The sequence below is a fragment of the Xanthomonas sp. 3498 genome (assembly GCF_014199795.1).
GTDB classification, from domain to species: Bacteria; Pseudomonadota; Gammaproteobacteria; order Xanthomonadales; family Xanthomonadaceae; genus Xanthomonas_A; species Xanthomonas_A rydalmerensis.
This window is the reverse complement of the sequence record NZ_JACHOH010000004.1, coordinates 88,674-103,753: the sequence shown is the minus strand read 5'-3', so window position 1 is coordinate 103,753 and position 15,080 is coordinate 88,674. Positions and strand designations below refer to the sequence as shown.

Annotated in this window: 15 protein-coding genes; 2 read left to right on the top strand and 13 right to left on the bottom strand. The window is 71.6% G+C overall.

The features are described from left to right. Window positions 1-42: 42 nt before the first annotated feature. Both GGR66_RS13160 and GGR66_RS13155 read right to left on the bottom strand, forming a co-directional pair. Window positions 43-1,281, bottom strand: coding sequence for a beta-ketoacyl-[acyl-carrier-protein] synthase family protein (locus GGR66_RS13160; RefSeq protein ID WP_184448546.1), 1,239 nt, complete (start codon window positions 1,279-1,281; stop codon window positions 43-45). 6 nt (window positions 1,282-1,287) lie between these two features. Further along, window positions 1,288-1,563 carry an acyl carrier protein gene (locus tag GGR66_RS13155; protein ID WP_160965009.1) on the bottom strand — a complete coding sequence of 92 codons (276 nt, stop codon included), beginning with the start codon at window positions 1,561-1,563 and terminating at the stop codon, window positions 1,288-1,290. A gap of 112 nt (window positions 1,564-1,675) precedes the next feature. Here GGR66_RS13155 and GGR66_RS13150 point away from each other — a divergent pair, with 112 nt between their 5' ends. Both GGR66_RS13150 and GGR66_RS13145 read left to right on the top strand, forming a co-directional pair. Then, on the top strand, window positions 1,676-2,743 hold the full coding sequence (locus tag GGR66_RS13150; RefSeq protein ID WP_184448743.1) for a GNAT family N-acetyltransferase: 1,068 nt from the start codon (window positions 1,676-1,678) through the stop codon (window positions 2,741-2,743). A gap of 1 nt (window position 2,744) precedes the next feature. Continuing rightward, on the top strand, window positions 2,745-3,623 hold the full coding sequence (locus GGR66_RS13145; RefSeq protein WP_160965005.1) for an arginase family protein: 879 nt from the start codon (window positions 2,745-2,747) through the stop codon (window positions 3,621-3,623). 151 nt (window positions 3,624-3,774) lie between these two features. Here the strand turns inward: GGR66_RS13145 and GGR66_RS13140 are convergent, their stop codons facing one another. The 11 genes from GGR66_RS13140 to GGR66_RS13090 form a co-directional block, all read right to left on the bottom strand. Further along, on the bottom strand, window positions 3,775-5,028 hold the full coding sequence (locus GGR66_RS13140) for a DegT/DnrJ/EryC1/StrS family aminotransferase (protein WP_184448545.1): 1,254 nt from the start codon (window positions 5,026-5,028) through the stop codon (window positions 3,775-3,777). After that, entirely contained in the window at window positions 5,018-5,416 is a 399-nt protein-coding gene (locus GGR66_RS13135) for a DMT family transporter (protein WP_019802414.1), read from the bottom strand. The genes GGR66_RS13140 and GGR66_RS13135 overlap by 11 nt, the downstream gene beginning before the upstream one ends. Then, window positions 5,413-5,775, bottom strand: a complete 363-nt coding sequence (locus GGR66_RS13130; RefSeq protein ID WP_184448544.1) for an EamA family transporter — start codon at window positions 5,773-5,775, stop codon at window positions 5,413-5,415. Before GGR66_RS13130 ends, GGR66_RS13135 begins: the two co-directional genes overlap by 4 nt. Further along, entirely contained in the window at window positions 5,775-6,602 is an 828-nt protein-coding gene (locus GGR66_RS13125; protein WP_184448543.1) for an alpha/beta fold hydrolase, read from the bottom strand. The genes GGR66_RS13130 and GGR66_RS13125 overlap by 1 nt, the downstream gene beginning before the upstream one ends. Window positions 6,603-6,693: 91 nt before the next feature. Beyond that, window positions 6,694-7,593: an HlyD family efflux transporter periplasmic adaptor subunit gene (locus GGR66_RS13120; protein ID WP_184448542.1), complete on the bottom strand. Its 900-nt coding sequence runs from the start codon at window positions 7,591-7,593 to the stop codon at window positions 6,694-6,696. Further along, a complete protein-coding gene (locus tag GGR66_RS13115) occupies window positions 7,590-8,354 on the bottom strand; it encodes an ABC transporter ATP-binding protein (protein ID WP_160964995.1) in 765 nt (254 codons plus the stop codon). The genes GGR66_RS13120 and GGR66_RS13115 overlap by 4 nt, the downstream gene beginning before the upstream one ends. Beyond that, window positions 8,351-9,484, bottom strand: coding sequence for an ABC transporter permease (locus tag GGR66_RS13110; protein WP_184448541.1), 1,134 nt, complete (start codon window positions 9,482-9,484; stop codon window positions 8,351-8,353). The genes GGR66_RS13115 and GGR66_RS13110 overlap by 4 nt, the downstream gene beginning before the upstream one ends. Next, window positions 9,484-10,908 (bottom strand): efflux transporter outer membrane subunit, encoded by a 1,425-nt coding sequence (locus GGR66_RS13105; protein WP_184448540.1) that lies wholly within the window; start codon window positions 10,906-10,908, stop codon window positions 9,484-9,486. The genes GGR66_RS13110 and GGR66_RS13105 overlap by 1 nt, the downstream gene beginning before the upstream one ends. Continuing rightward, window positions 10,905-12,326 carry a sensor histidine kinase gene (locus GGR66_RS13100; RefSeq protein WP_184448539.1) on the bottom strand — a complete coding sequence of 474 codons (1,422 nt, stop codon included), beginning with the start codon at window positions 12,324-12,326 and terminating at the stop codon, window positions 10,905-10,907. The genes GGR66_RS13105 and GGR66_RS13100 overlap by 4 nt, the downstream gene beginning before the upstream one ends. Continuing rightward, on the bottom strand, window positions 12,323-13,030 hold the full coding sequence (locus tag GGR66_RS13095; protein WP_160947424.1) for a response regulator: 708 nt from the start codon (window positions 13,028-13,030) through the stop codon (window positions 12,323-12,325). The genes GGR66_RS13100 and GGR66_RS13095 overlap by 4 nt, the downstream gene beginning before the upstream one ends. A 778-nt stretch (window positions 13,031-13,808) precedes the next feature. After that, window positions 13,809-15,077, bottom strand: a complete 1,269-nt coding sequence (locus tag GGR66_RS13090; protein WP_184448538.1) for a carbohydrate porin — start codon at window positions 15,075-15,077, stop codon at window positions 13,809-13,811. Window positions 15,078-15,080 lie beyond the last annotated feature (3 nt).

Here is a 15,080-nt window from a genome sequence, read left to right as displayed (position 1 = left end):
GGTTCGCGTTGCCTCCCGCCGTTCGCCGCGGCGGCGGGCGCTTCAGCCCACCGCGCGCAGCGCGATCACCGCATTGAGTCCGCCGAAGGCGAAGGAATTGCTCAGCACCGCCTGCACGTGGCGGGCGCGCGCCTGGTTCGGCACGTAGTCCAGATCGCATTCCGGATCGGCGTCGAGGAAGTTGGCCGTGGGCGGGACCACCTGCTCGCGCAGCGCGCCGATCGCCGCCACCAGTTCCAGCGCGCCGGCCGCACCGAGTGCATGGCCGTGCACCGCCTTGGTCGAACTGACCGCCAGCGCCTCGGCGTGCGCACCGAACACCTGACGCAACGCCTTGGTCTCGCAGCGGTCGTTGGCCTGCGTGCCGGTGCCGTGGGCGTTGATGTAGTCGATCTGTTCCGGGGCCAGGCCGGCATCCTGCAGCGCCAGGCGCATCGCCGTGGCGGCGCCGTCGATGCTGGGCGCGACGATGTCGCCGGCATCCGAACTCATCCCGAATCCCGCCAGTTCCGCCAGCGGTACGGCGCCACGGGCGGCGGCGTGCTCGGCGGTTTCCAGCACGAACATCCCGGCGCCTTCGCCCAGCACCAGGCCGCTGCGCTGTGCGCAGAATGGCCGGCAGGTGTCGTCGCTGACCACCCGCATCGCTTCCCAGGCGCGGATCAGTGGCAGGCTCAGGCAGGCTTCGCTGCCGCCGGCGATGGCCACGTCGGCCAGGCCGTGACGGAGCATCAGCACGGCCTGGGCGAGGGCGTGGTTGGCCGAGGCGCAGGCGCTGGACACGGCGAAGGCCGGGCCGCGCAGGCCAAAGGCGATGCTGATCTGGCTGGCCGGGGCGTTGGCCATGCTGCGCACGATGGTCAGCGGATGCAGGCGTTCGGCCTGGTCGCGGTACAGCCGGCGCGATTGCTCGTCGCGGCTGAGTTCGGCGCCGACACCGGTACCGACCACCACCGCACAGCGCGCGCCGAGCGCGGCATCGTCGCGTGGCAGGCCGGCCTGGACGATCGCTTCCTGGGCGGCGACCAGGGCCATCTGGGTCATGCGGTCGAGCTGGCCCGGGGCGATGCCGCCGGTCTGCGTGGCGTCCGGCGCGAACCCTTGCAGGGTCGCGGCCACGCGCATCTTCAGGGTGCTGAGCGGATCGGGCGAGGGCAGGGCGGCGATGCCGCTGCGGCCCTCGCGCATCGCGCTCCACAGCGCCTCGGCGCCGAGGCCGAGCGCGCTGACCGCGCCCGTGCCGGTGACGACCACGCGCCGCACGTGCGGGGAGGCGCCCATGGTGCGTCAGTGCGCCGGTTGCGCCGCGCCGGCCGCCGCCTTGGCCGCCAGCGCGTCCTCGACCGCCTGCACCAGCTTGCCGAGCGAGCCGTCGTCCAGGTTCGGGTCGCGCTGCGGGAAGGTGATGTCGAAGTGCTCTTCGATGTCGAACAGGATTTCGATGGCCTCGAGCGAATCCACGCCCAGGTCCTGCAGCTTGGCATCGGGGGTCAGGCGCGCCGGGTCGATCTCGCCATGCTTGGTGACGATGCTGTGGATTTGCGACTCGATGGACGGGGTCATGGCAGTGCTCCGCGAAATGAAGGGCCACCGTGCGGCACCCGCCGCCGGTGGATCGCACGCTGCGGCCTGGGCCGCAGCATCCATTCTCCACGCTAGACGATCAATCTTGCAGATGCCTTTCGTCAACCAACTCGAGCCGCAGGCCTTGCAGCGGCAGTTCCTGCAGCACCCGCCGTCCGGTTTCCTGATCCAGCCCCTGGAGCACGGGGTGCCGGCCTTCGAGGCCGATTTCGACCTGCTGACCACGGCCGAGCCGGCGCTGCGCGACCGCGTGGCGCGGCTACCGTTGCAGCGCCTGTGGCAACGCCTGCTGCGGCCGCGCACCAGCTTCGTCGGCAGCACCGTCAGCGAGTACGCCTGGCTGCCGCGCGCGGCCGACCCGGCGCAGTTGCCGCGGCAGTGGCGCACGCAACTGGGCCGGCGCCGCGCGCTGATGATCGTCAAGGACGTGCCGCAGCGCTCGCCGCTGCTGGATGAGGCCGACAACGCCTGGGCGCAGATCTTCCTGGACGCCTGCGAGCGCAATGGCTACGTACTGCTGCGCGGGCAGGCACTGGCCTGGGTGCCGATCGATTTCGCCTCCACCGACGAGTACCTGGCGCGGCTCTCGCGCGGGCGCCGGCGCAACATTCGCCGCAAGCTGCGCTCGCGCGCCGACCTGGAGATCGAGGTGCTGCCGACCGGCCCGGCCTTCGCCGACCCGGCGCTGCGCGCGCACTGCTATGCGCTGTACCAGGAGGTGTATGCGCAGAGCGAGATCCATTTCGACCTGCTCACCGAGCCGTTCTTCGATGCGCTGCTGACCGACGCCGCGTCCGGTGGGCAGGTGTTCGTGTACCGCCACCAGGGTCGCATCATCGGCTGGAACCTGTGCTATGTGCACCAGGGCCGGCTGCTGGACAAGTACATCGGCCTGCATTACCCGGATGCGCGCGACCACAACCTGTACGCGCTGAGCTGGATCGAGAATCTCGATTACGCCTGCCGCCACGGCCTGACCGCCTACGTCGCCGGCTGGACCGATCCGGAAGTGAAGGCCCAGCTCGGCGCCAGCTTCACCTACACCTGGCATGCGGTGTATCTGCGCAATCCGCTGCTGCGCGCCGTGCTGCGCCGGCTGCGGCCGCTGTTCGAATCCGACGACGTCGGGCCGGCGGCCGATGCCGCCGAGGAGGACTGAGATGCGCACCCCGGTCCTGCTCGATCTCGACGATTCGCTGGGCGCAGTGCCCGACGCGGTGCGTCTGCCGCTGCGTGACTGGTGCGACGGCCTGCGCTTCGCCTGCTCGATGGCGCGGCTGCGTCGCTTCGGCGCGGCGCTGGAGCAGGCACTGCCGGCGCAGTACGGCACCGTGCTGCTGGGCAGCGGCGATTTCCATCACTTGAGCCTGCCGCTGATCGTGCGCCTGGCGCAGCGCGCGCAGGCACCGTTGCGGGTGGTGGTGTTCGACAACCATCCGGACAACATGCGCTTCCCGTTCGGGGTGCATTGCGGCTCGTGGGTGCGGCGCATCGCCGCGCTGCCGCAGGTGGCGCAGGTCGAGGTGGCCGGCATCACCTCCGGCGACGTCGGCCCCGGCCATGCCTGGGAGAACCATCTGCTGCCGCTGTACCGCGGCAAGCTGCGCTACTGGTGCAGCGGCGTGGACGTGGGCTGGGCGCGGCGGCTGGGCCTGGGCCAGGCGGTGCGCGGCTTCGCCAGCGTGAGCGAACTGAGCGATGCGTTCGTGGAGCACCTGCGGCGCACGCCGATGCCGACCTATCTGTCGCTGGACAAGGACGTGCTGGATCCGCAGGACGTGCGCACCAACTGGGACCAGGGCCAACTGCGCGTGCCGCAGTTGCTGCAGGCGATCGACGCGCTGCGCGGGCAGGTGTGCGGCAGCGACATCACTGGCGAGGTCTCGCTGGCCCACTATCCGCAATGGTGGAAGCGCACGTTGGCATCGCTGGATGCGCAGCCGGAACCGTCGCCGGCCGATCTGTCGGCCTGGCAGGCGCAGCAGCATGCGTTGAACCTGCGGCTGCTGGCGGCGTTGGACGCGGCCAGCGTCGGTTAACGCGGGCCCTGCCTGTCTGTAGGAGCGGCTTCAGCCGCGAGAGGCGTTACCGGTAACGCCCTCACGGCTGAAGCCGCTCCTACAGGATTCTTCCCGTCGTTACGCGAGGCGCATTTTCATCGCGACGCTGGCGAAGCCGCCCGTCGCCCAGTCAGGCGCTCGGCGCAGCGGCGTGCACCAGATCGACATCCAGCGGCGCCGGCCCGACCGCGCCGGCGCAGGCCGCCTGCAGCGTGGCCACGATGGTCTCGAAGCGCGCCTCGTCCAGCCAGGGGCTGTTGCTGATGCTCAGGCAGCGTGCGGCGAAGTCGCTGGCGTTGGGCATCGGCGTGCGCTCGACGATGCCGTGCAGGTAGTCGTAGCCGGGCAGGGTATGCACGAACGGCACCGCCACGCCGAGCCCGCGCGGCCACAGGGTGGTCAGCACCGATTCGCGCGCGGCCGCGTCGGGCAGCAGCACCATCAGGATCGGCCAGCTGCCCTGAGCACCCGGGGTATCGGCGATCACGCTCAGGCCGGGGATGCTGGCCAGGCGTGCGCTGCGGCGTCGGCCCTGCTCGCGAATCTGTGCAAGGAATGCCGGCCAGCGCGCGCTGGCGCGTACGCCCACGGCTTCGCGCCAGGCGCCGACCGCGTGTTGGGCGATGGCCGTGCCGAAGCGGTCGCCGGCCGCGCCGACGCGGTCGCCACGGCGCAGCGCGCGGCGTACCGGCGCGCCATAGGCCCAGCGCAGCGGCTGCGGCCGGTACAGCGCGGCGTAGCCGAGCAGTTCCAGGCTGCGGCGCAGTTCCCAGCGCCAGTCGCGCTGGCCCAGGCGGGCGGCGGTGTCGGCCAGGCTGCGCTGCAGCGGCGCATGCCGCGACATCAACAGCCCGCCTTCGTAGAGGGTCAGGCCCTTGCCGGCGGCCAGGCTGCAGAAGCCGATGTCGCCGCCCAGGCCGGCCGGGCGGCCGTCGGGGTGCACGCCGCCCAGCGCCTGCGCGGCGTCCTCGATCAGCAGCGCGCCGCAGCTTTCGGCGGCACGGCGCAGCGGCGCCAGGTCGGTCAGGCGCCCGCCAAGATGGGTGGCGATGATCGCCAGGGTGTCGCTGCCGCAGCGTTGCGCCAGCTGCACCGGGTCCAGTTCCAGCGAGCCGGGCAGCAGATCGCACAGCACCAGTTGCAGGCCGCAGTGCGCCACCGCCAGCGCCACCAGCGGGCAGGTATAGGCCGACACCAGCACCTGCCGGCGCCGGTTGGCCGCGGTCAGGGTGCGCAGGGCCACGATCAGCGCCGCAGTGCCGGAGCAGGTCAGCAGCGCCTGCGGCAGGCCGACCGCGCTGGCCAGGCGGGTGCGCGCACGGCCAGGCCACAGGTCGCGCCACTGCAGCGGCAGGCCGGCAGTCGGCGGGATCTCAATGCGCATCGGCAGGATCCGCGCGTTCGCCCATCGCCAGGCAGACGATGCCGCCGACGATCAGCGCCGCGCCCAGCGCCTGCAGGACGCCGATGTGTTCGTTGAACCACCAGGCCGATAGCAGCATCACGCTGACCACCTCCAGGTGCGAGGCGGCGAAGGCCGGGCCGATCGGCGCGTGCTCGAGCAGCTTCATCCAGGTGAAGAACGCGCCGATGTAGCCGAGCAGCGCGGCGTACAGCCATGGGCTGCCGAGCAGGCGCAGTACCCACGCCAGTTCGGCCTGCGGCGGGAAGGCATGGGTGCCGGCCAGCTTGAAGCCGATCTGGGCCAGCGTGTCGAAGCTCAGCAGCAGGGCGAAGCCCACCGCGTAGCGATGCAGCGGCGGCCGGCTCATGAGCCCAACCCCACCACGGCCACGCCGGCGCTGACCAGGCAGATGCCGGCCACCTGCATGCGCCCCAGGCGTTCGCCGAACAGCCAGCGCCCGGCCAGCATGATCGCCACGATGTTGATCGAGCCCAGCAGCACGCCGCGGCCCAGCGGCACCAGCGACAGGAACGCGGTCCAGGCGAGGAATTCGAGCACGTAGCAGGCCACGCCGAACCACAAATATGGCTGCCGGGCCATGTTCTGCCAGCGCGCCATCCCGGTACCTTGCGGTCGGCTGGCGACGTACTTGAAGGCCAACTGGCCGGCGGTGTCGAGGACCACCGTCGTCAACCAGATCGCCACCACCGAGCCGCTCATCGCCATCAGGCGGCCGCCTGCTGCGGGGTGGTCAGGGCCCCGAAGAACTGCGCCAGGCGCGCGCCGAGCACGCGCCGTTCGCGGTCCAGGGTGATCATGTGGTAGCTGTCGTGCAGCAGCAGCAGCTCGGTCGGCCCGGAGACGTTGGCGATCACCAGCCGCGCGTTGCGCAGGTCGGCGATGTCGTCCTCGGCCGCGTGCGCGACCAGGCACGGCGCGACGACCTTGGGCAGGTTGCGGCGCACGTCGCGCGAGAGCAGGTACATCTCGGCCAGCGCGTGCCACGGGTTGCCGGGCAGGCCGGCGGCGCTGCTGTCGCCGCCGAGCATGGCGCTGCTGACCTGGGCGCGGATGCGCTCGTCGCGCAGGCCGTACGGCGGCTCCTCCAGGAACATGCGGCGCTTGCCGATGCCCAGGCGCTTGAACCACGGCAGCAGGAACGCCAGGCGCGCGCGCTTGGGGATGTTCCAGCCGTCGTAGCGAAAGGTGGCGCCGAGCACGCCGACCCCGTCCACCCACTGCGGACGCTCCTGCGCCAGACGCAGCGCCAGCAGCGCGCCCATCGACAGCCCGGCCACGAACAGCCGGTCGACCTGCGGACGCATGCGCTCGGCGGCGGCCTCGACGCTGGCGTACCAGTCGCGCCAACTGGTGGCCAGCAGGTCGTCCTCGTCGCCGCAATGGCCGGCCAGTTGCACGCCGTGCACGCTGAAGCCTTCGCGGTTCAGGCTCTTGCCGAGCAGGCGCATCTCGCTGGGCGTGCCGGTCAGGCCATGGATCAGCAGCACGCCGTTGCGGCCGCCTTCGAAGTGGAACTCGGCAGATTCGATCATGTGAATAGGCGCGGCTGCGCAGTCTCGGCAATCCGTGCAGGGTCGCCGCCGCGCGTTTCAGCAGCCTTTCGCCGCGGTGGCGGCGTGCAGCTCAGCGCTTGGCTGCGGCCGGGTTGCGGAAGCGCACCAGCACGCGCTGGCCCAGGCGCAGGGTCGAGGGCTGGGTGAAGGCTAGCACGCAGGCCACGCTGCGGTCGTTGCCGGCGGGCGTGGCGTCGTCGTGCAGCTGGGTGGGACCGTAGGCCGGCGCCAGCCAGCGCACCACGGCCTCGCCGAGTACGGTCTGGCGGCCGTCGTCGCTGATCACCTCGGCGGCCATGCCCGGGGTGACGCTGCCGGCATAGCTTTCGTTCAATTCGGCGCGGACCAGGCGCGGTGCGTCCGGCAGCAGGGTCAGCAGCGGCGTGTTGGCCTCGCTGCGCGCGCCGACCGCGGCCGACAGCTGCAGCACGCGACCGGCGACCGGCGCCTGCAGACGATACTGCGCGCGCTGCAACTCGGCCGCGCGCACCTGCGCCTCGGCCAGGGCCGCGTCGCTGCGCGCGGTGTCCAGCGCGTCGAGCAGGCTCTGCACCGCGTCGCTGGCGTCGTCGGCGGTCTGCCCGTCGCCAGCGCCCAGGCGCGCGGCCTCGGCCAGCCGCCGCTGCTTCTGCTGGGCGCTTTGCAGGCGTTGCTGCAATTGCTTCAGGTGGGCGGCGGCGGCCTGCGCGCGGGTGCGGGCGATGTCCAGGTCGACCGCGGCGGCGCGATCGTCGCCGGCGATCAGCAAGGCGCCTTTCTGCACCGCGTCGCCCTCGTGCACCGGCACCTCGCGCAGGGTCGCGGCGACCGGCAGGCCGAGCTTGAGCACGCCGCCTTCCACGTCGATGCGGCCGCGCGCCACTGCCAGGTAGGCCGGGGTGGCGGCCGGCGCCGGGGCCGGCGTACGGTCCGATGGCGCGCATGCGGCCAGCAGCAGGCTCAGCAGGGGCGCGGCAGCAAACGCTTTCATGGTGCGGGATTCCGTGAGGGCAGGGGCGAGGGCGGCGCGATGACGCGGCGGTCGTCGTGGATGCGGCCGTCCTCCATCGACAGCACGCGGTCGGCGTGGCGGATCAGGCGCGGGTCGTGGCTCACGCACAGCACCATGGTGTTGTGGCGGCGCGCGATGCGATGCAACAGGTCGATCACGATCTGGCCGTTGCCGGCGTCCAGCGCGCTGGTCGGTTCGTCGGCGAACAGCAGCGCGGGGTGCTTGGCCAGCGCGCGGGCGATCGCCACGCGCTGCTTCTCGCCGCCGGACAGTTCGGACGGGCGCAGGTGCTGGCGGTGGGCGATGCCGACCTCGGCCAGCGCCTCTTCGGCGCGGCTGCGCACCTCGGCCGGGGCCAGACCCATGTACTGCAGCGGCAGCCGCACCTGGTCCAGCGCGCACAGCGCCGGGAACAGGTTGAAGCCTTGGAAGATGAAGCCGGTGTGGCGCAGGCGGAACTGCTCCAGCGCGGTGGCGCCGAGCGCGCCCAGCTCCTCGCCCAGCGCCAGCACGCGACCCGCGTCGGCGCGCTGCAGGCCGCTAAGGATCGACAGCAGGGTGCTCTTGCCGCAGCCGGACGGGCCGGAGATCAGGGTCAGCTCGCCCGGCCACACCTGCAGTTCCACGTCGCGCAGCACCGGCGTGCGCAGGCTGCCGGAGACGAAGCTCTTGCACAGCCCGCTGCCGCTGAGGGTGGCAGCGGCCGGGTGCAGCGCGGCAGGGGCGACGATGCGGCTCATCGCAGCAGCAACGCCGGATCGGCGCGACGCAATCCGCGCAGTGCGGCCAGGGCCGAGACCACGGTCAGCAGCATCACCGCGCACACGCACAGGCCCCAGCCGCTGGCGTTGAACGCCACCGGCACGTCGTGCGCACGGGCCAGCGCGACCAGCGCCGCGCCCAGGGCGCTGGCGCCGATCAGGCCCAGCGCGCCGACCCAGGCCGCCTGTTCCAGCACCACCCAGCGCAGGTTGCGCATGCTCACGCCCAGCGCGTTGAGCGTGGCGTACTCGCGCGCCGCGCCGAGCACCGTGCCGAGCAATGTCTGGCTGGTGATGGCCACGCCGACCAGCAGCACGATGCCGCCGAGGAACAGCACGCCGGAGCCGGCGCCGGTGTCGAACATCCAGAACAGGATGCTGCGCCGGGCGAAATCGTCGGCGCTCCAGGCTTCCACGCGCGGCCGCGTGACCGCGCTGTCGATCGCCTGCGCCACCGCCTGCGGGTCGGTGCCGGGACGCAGCTTGGCCACCATGTAGGTCGGCCAATCCGGGTGTGCGGTGTCGCTGTTGAGCGCGCGCGCGGTGTCCAGCGACGCCAGCACGTTGACTCCGCCCAGCGCGCGCAGGCCGCGGCCGACTCCGATCACCCGCACGCGGTGGCCGTTGATGCGCGCGCTGCTGCCGACGCCGACGCCGAGCTTGTCCAGTTCCGCGCGGTCCACCACCACCGTGTCCGGTTCGCGCAGGCCCGCACGCAGGGCGGGGTTGAGCAGGCGGGAGAACATCAGTCCGCCGTCGCGGGTGTCGATGCCGGAGATGTAGACCGACACCGCACCGGTGTCGCCGGGGCCGCGCCAGTCGCCGTCGAACCAGATGAATGGCTCGACCTGCGCCACGCGCGGGTCCAGGTACAGCGGCGCGGCGGCGTCCGGATCGATGGCGCGGCCCTGGTCCACGCTCTGCGTGCCGGGATAGCCCAGCCACAGGTCGGCGTCGGAGCCGGATACATAGACGCTGGCGCTGCCGAAGATGCCCAGCACCAGCGCGGTCTGCAGCAGCAGCAACAGGCTGGCGAAGCCCACCGACACCACCACCGGCAGGAAGCGGCGCCACTCGTAGCGCAGGGTCTGGCGGGCCAGCGCGACCATCAGGGCTGCGCGCCTTGGTGTTCGTTGCCGGTGTCGGGAATCGGCGCGGTGGCGCTGCCCAGCGCGGTGTGCAGGGCGACATAGGCCAGGTCGCGCTGGCGCTGCGCTTCCAGCAGCTCCAGCGCGGCCTGGTCGCGTGCGGCCTGCTGCGTGGCTACGTCCAGGTCGCTGCCCAGGCCCAGCCGCAGGCGCTGCTGGGCGACGTCGCTGGCCTGCTGCTGTGCCTGCAGCACCTGCTGCTGGGTCTCGGTGTTGCGCCGCTGCTGTTCCAGCGTGGTCAGGGCGTTCTCGACCTCGTTGACCGCGTCCAGCACGCTCTGCCGGTAGGCCAGGGTGGCCGCTTCCAGCAGGTCGCCGCGCGCCTTCGCCTTGGCCTGGCGGATGCCCCAGTCGAACAGGGGGATGTCGATCACCGGGCCGAACGAGGCGATGCCATGGGTGGCGGTGCGGCGATGGGTCAGCAGGCTGGTCGACCAGCGGATCGCGCCGCCCAGGCCGATGCTGCCGTAGCGGTCGGCGCGGGCGATGCCCAGCGCGCCGGCGGCGCTGATCACCTCGGCCTCGTGCGCGGCGATGTCCGGGCGCCGGCGCAGCAGGTCGGCCGGCACGCTGTCGACCGCGGCGATCTGCAATTGCCCCGGCGCGATGGCGGCCGCGGCCGTGCTCCACGCCGGGTCGGGCGTGTCGCGGCCCAGCAGCACCGCCAGGCGCCGCGCGGCCGCGGCTGCGGCGTCGCGCGGTTCGTTCGCCGCGGTCTGCGCCTGCAGCGCCGCGGCCTGCGCCTGCGCGGCGGTGGCCGGTGCGGCCAGGTGCAGATCGACCAGGGTCTGCTGCAGGCTGGCCTGGCGCTGGCGCGCGCTGGCGATGTCCTGCAGCAGGCGTTCGGCCTGCTGCGCGTGGCGCAGGTCGATCCAGTTGTGCGCCACGTCGGAGATGGTCGCCGCGCGCACCTGCGCCAGGTTGGCCTGGGCGCTCTGCAGGTCGCCGCGTGCCACGCGATTGGTGGCTTCGCCGCGGCCGAACAGCGGCAGCTCCCATTCCGAATCGACGCCGACCACCAGGAACGAGGCGCTGGCGTCGGGGTCGATCGGGTCCTCGGTGCGCGCGCGCAGCTGCGGCCGCAGGGTCGCGTCGGCGACCGCATCCAGCCGCCGCGCCGCGCGCAGCCGCGCCAGCGCCTGGCCCACCTCGAGATCATCGCGCAACGCCTGCGCGACCAGCGCGTCGAGTTGCGGATCGTGGAAGTCCTGCCACCAGGCGTTGCCCGGCGGGCGTGGCGCGGCCGCCTGCGGCGTCGCGCTGCTCCACTGTGCGGGCATCGACGGCTGGCGCAGGTCGGGGATGGGCTTGCTGGCACAGCCGCCCAGCGCGAGCGCGGCGGCCAGCGTCAGCATCGTGAGCGGGCGGATAAGGATCCGGCTCATGCCTGCGGCTCCGCAGCGGCCGGCAAGTCCAGTTCCGCGCGCAGCCCGCCCAGCGCCGAACGCCGGTAGCGCAGCGTGGCGTGGTGGCGCGCTGCGATGTTGGCGACGATCGCCAGGCCCAGGCCGGTGCCGCCTTCGGGCGCGTCCGGGGCACGGAAGAAACGCTCGCCCAGGCGCGGCAGCAGGGCCTCGTCGATGCCGTTGCCAGCGTCGTCCACGGCCAGGCGGACAGACTGTGGATCGCGGCGCAGGCTGACCGTGACCACGCGGCCGGCGGCATGGCGGAAGGCGTTGTCCAGCAGGTTGTCGAGCAGCTCGCGCAGCGCATAGACGTCGGCGGCCACCCAGGCGGGCGCGTCGTCGTCGGCGCCGTCGTAGCCCAGGTCCACGCCGGCGTGCAACGCGTCGGGGATGCGCTCGGACAGCGCTTGCGGCAGCCATTGCGCCAGGTCCAGCGGCAGCAGTTCGCGGATGCTCTCGCGCGGCGCCTGGGTGCGGGTCATCGCCAGCAACTGGGTGGAGGTGCGGGTGGCGCGGTCGGTCAGCTGGCGGATGTGCTGCAGCGCCTGCGCGGTGTCTTCCGGGCGCTGGCTGGACTGGGCGCGCTGCACGTGCATGCTCAGCCCGGCCAGCGGCGTGCGCAGCTGGTGCGCGGCGTCGGCGAGGAAGCGCTCCTGCAGCGCCATCATGTGCTTGAGGCGGCCGAGCAGGCCGTCGATGGCCTGGGTCAGCGGCAGGATCTCCACCGGGATGTCCGGGCCGGATACCGGGCTGAGGTCGCGCTGGCTGTCGTCGAGTCGGCGCACCGCCGGCTCCAGCATGCGCAGGCCGACCCGCACGCCGTGCCAGACCAGCACCAGCAGGGAACAGGTGAGCAGCAGTTCGGTCGGCAGCATCAGCACCAGGATCTCGCGAGCGCGGCGGTGGCGGTCGTCCAGGGTCTCGGCCACCGACACGGTGAGCCAATCGCCCGGCTCCAGCGCCGAGGGCAGCAACAGGCTGGCCACGCGCACCGGCACGCCGTTGTCCATGTGGTCGTCGTACAGCATCACCCGGCCGACCTCGGCTGGATCCGGGTGTGCGGGAATCGGCAGGGTGCTGCCGCTGATCACCCCGTGGCGGCGGCTGTCCAGCTTGAAGAACACCCGGCCGTCGCTGCTGTACTCCAGCAGTTGCCGCGCCTGCAGGGTCAGCGGCATGCGCTCGCCGGGGTCGTTGACCGCGTTGGCCAGGCCCTGCGTGTCCTCCTTCAGGTCCATGTCGTGGACGTGATTGGTGTACTTGAGCATCAGCAGGTAGAACAGCGCCGACACCACCAGCATCAGCAGCACGGTGGGGATCAGCAGGAACGCCAGCAGTCGCTGGCGCAGGCTGGGGTGGCGGTATGCCGGCGACTGCGCGGCCGCGGTCGCGCTCACTGCGGGATCTGTGCGTGGTCGGCGGCCGGCGAGGCGGCGCGCGACTCCTCCAGCAGGTAGCCCAGGCCGCGGATGGTCCGGATACCGACGCCGGCGCCGTGCAGCTTGCGCCGCAGGCGGTGCATAGAGATGTCCAGGCCGTTGTCGGTGATTTCGTGTTGCCAATCGCACAGCGCTTCGGTCAGCTGGCTGCGGCTGACCACGCGCCCGCTGCGCAGCAAGAGCGTCTCCAACAGCGCGAACTCGCGCGCGGTCAGGTCCAGCGGCTGGTCCTGCAGCCACACCCGGCGCCCGGCCAGGTTGATGCGCAGTTGCCCCAGCACCAGTTCGGGTACGCCGCCGCTGCTGCTGCGGCGCAGGAGCGCGCGGGTGCGGGCGAGGAACTCGGACAGTTCGAAGGGCTTGATCAGGTAGTCGTCGGCGCCCTGGTCGAGCGCGCGGATGCGGTCTTCCACCGCGTCGCGCGCGGTCACCACCAGCACCGGGATCTCGTCGCGGCGGGCGCGCAGGCGCTGCAGTACCTGCAGCCCGTCGCGGCGCGGCAGGCCCAGATCCAGGACCAGTAATTGATAGCTTTCGCTACCGAGTGCGCGTTCGGCGGCGGCACCGTCGCTGACATGGTCCACCACATGACCGCACTCGGCGAGCGAATCGCGTAACGCAACAGCAATGGACGTATCGTCTTCGGCAACCAGGATGCGCATGACGCGAATGCTTGCAACGGGGATGTGGGAAAACCGTCGTAATCGGCGGCGGCGAAGTCGCTACGTTCACATACGTCGATGTAGTTTCGGTGGAGTCTGTATCCAGATTCTGCGATGCGGTGATGACGATTGTCATCCATGACATCGTTTGCGCGGTGTTGGTCCTGACTCCGCCGGGTAGGGAAAATCCTATAGCCTGCCGCGGCATCCGCCGATCTTCACGCCCCCCGGGCGGCGGCATCATGAACGCGCCGGCAACGTCACCGCTCCCGCGCCAGGGAGACGGCTCGCACGGAATCGAACGGATCTCGATTTGCCGGCCACTTTTCGCTCCCGCAGGCGCCGATGGACTGGCGTAGCCGCACTGCGATAGGAATCACAGGGAAGGGAACGCACGAGGCCCCGGCATGCCGGGGCCTCGTGCGTTCCGCCATTTGTCGCTCGGCCCGTTGGTTAGCGTCCTGTCATCCAGCGCCGGGTCATCGGAGGCGGCCGGCGCGCAATCGGCGCCAGTGCGGTCTCCCTGGCGTGGAGGGCGCTGCGCCCGAACGGCGCGACAACGGAAAGGCGTTCACCGCGCCGGGCCTTCACACGCGCGGGTGGACGCAGACCCGCCATCGCCGCCGCTGCGCCAATCCGTGTCCAGCCGTCACGCCAGGGCAGGGAGCCGAGCGCGGGGCGTCCGAAACAACATGCGCCATCACCCGGCACGCACCGCCCCAGCCGCGACCCGCCCGCTTTTGCGAATCCCCAATCCCGATTCCCGACTCTCCGCCCTTCAGAGGGTCCAGTCCAGCCGCAACCCAGCCACCAAGGCATTGGGCAGGTCGCGGGTGCGCGCCGGTTCGTTGAACTGGTCCGGGTGCACGATGTACTGCAGGTTCGGCGCGATGCGCAGTTGCGGGGTCACCTCGATGCCGTAGCTCAGTTCCATCATGGTCTGGGAACGGTGCGGGGTGCCGCTGCCGCCGGCCGCGGCGCGGGCCAGGCGCAGGTCTTCCAGGGCGTCGTCGCTGTAGTGCTGCTGGGTGACGACGAAGGCGATGTTGTCCTGCGGGCGGCTGGCGAAGGTGCCGCGCTGGACCAGGCCCAGCTCCAGGAAGTGGTCTTCGATCAATTGCCCGGAGGTGCCCTTGAGCGCCGAGCCGAACAGCACCAGGCCGCGCTTGCTGTCCGGGTCGGGGCGGGTGACCTGCTGCTCGAAGCGCACGAACGCGCCGGAGCGGCCGTTGCGATTGGCGTAGTCCAGCCCGCTCAGCCGCGCCGGGTTGCCGTTGCGGTCGTTGAGCGGGTCACGGTAATCGGAGTTGTCCTGCCAGCCGCCGATCTCGTACAGCGCCGGCAGGCGCGCGCCGCTGGTCTGGGTGCTGTAGCCGATCGCGTACGGCACGATCACCCCGGTGCGGTCGTTGGTGCTCCAGTTCAGGCCGTGCTGGCCGCGCTCGGCCTGGATCGGGTTGACCTCGTAGGCGCCGACGTGGACGTAGACGTTCGGCGTCACCCAGGCCTTGGCGTGCGCGGCCCAGCTGGACACCGGCCAGTAGGTGAAGTTGCTGGTGCGGAACACGAAGGTCGGGTTGCCGCAGGCCGAGTTGCCCTGGAAGTAGCCGCACAGGTCCGAGCCCAGGAAGTGGATGTTGGCCACGCTGCGGCCGGCTTCCAGTTCCAGGCGGTCGTTGAACAGCTTCTGGTCGATGGTGAAGTTGGCCAGGCGGGTGCCCTGGCCGCCGTAGATTTCCTGCACCGAGGTGCTGTTGCCGATGTTGCCGTTGGCCAGATTGGTGCCGTGGCGGTTGATGCCGTAGACCTTCAGGGTGGCGCCGTTCCAGCCCATCAGCCGTTGCAGGTCCACGTCGGTGCCGAACATCAGCTGGCCGGCGTAGGCGCTGCCCTCATGCTTGCCGCCGTCCAGCGAGACCGCGGCCTCGCCGGTGTAGGCGAGCTTGAGCTTGAACGCGTCGCTGGCGTCCTGGGCGTGGGCCAGCGGCGCGGCGAGGGCCAGCGCCAGGGTGGCCAGGGGCAGGTGCGAGACGAGGGGACGGGACATGGC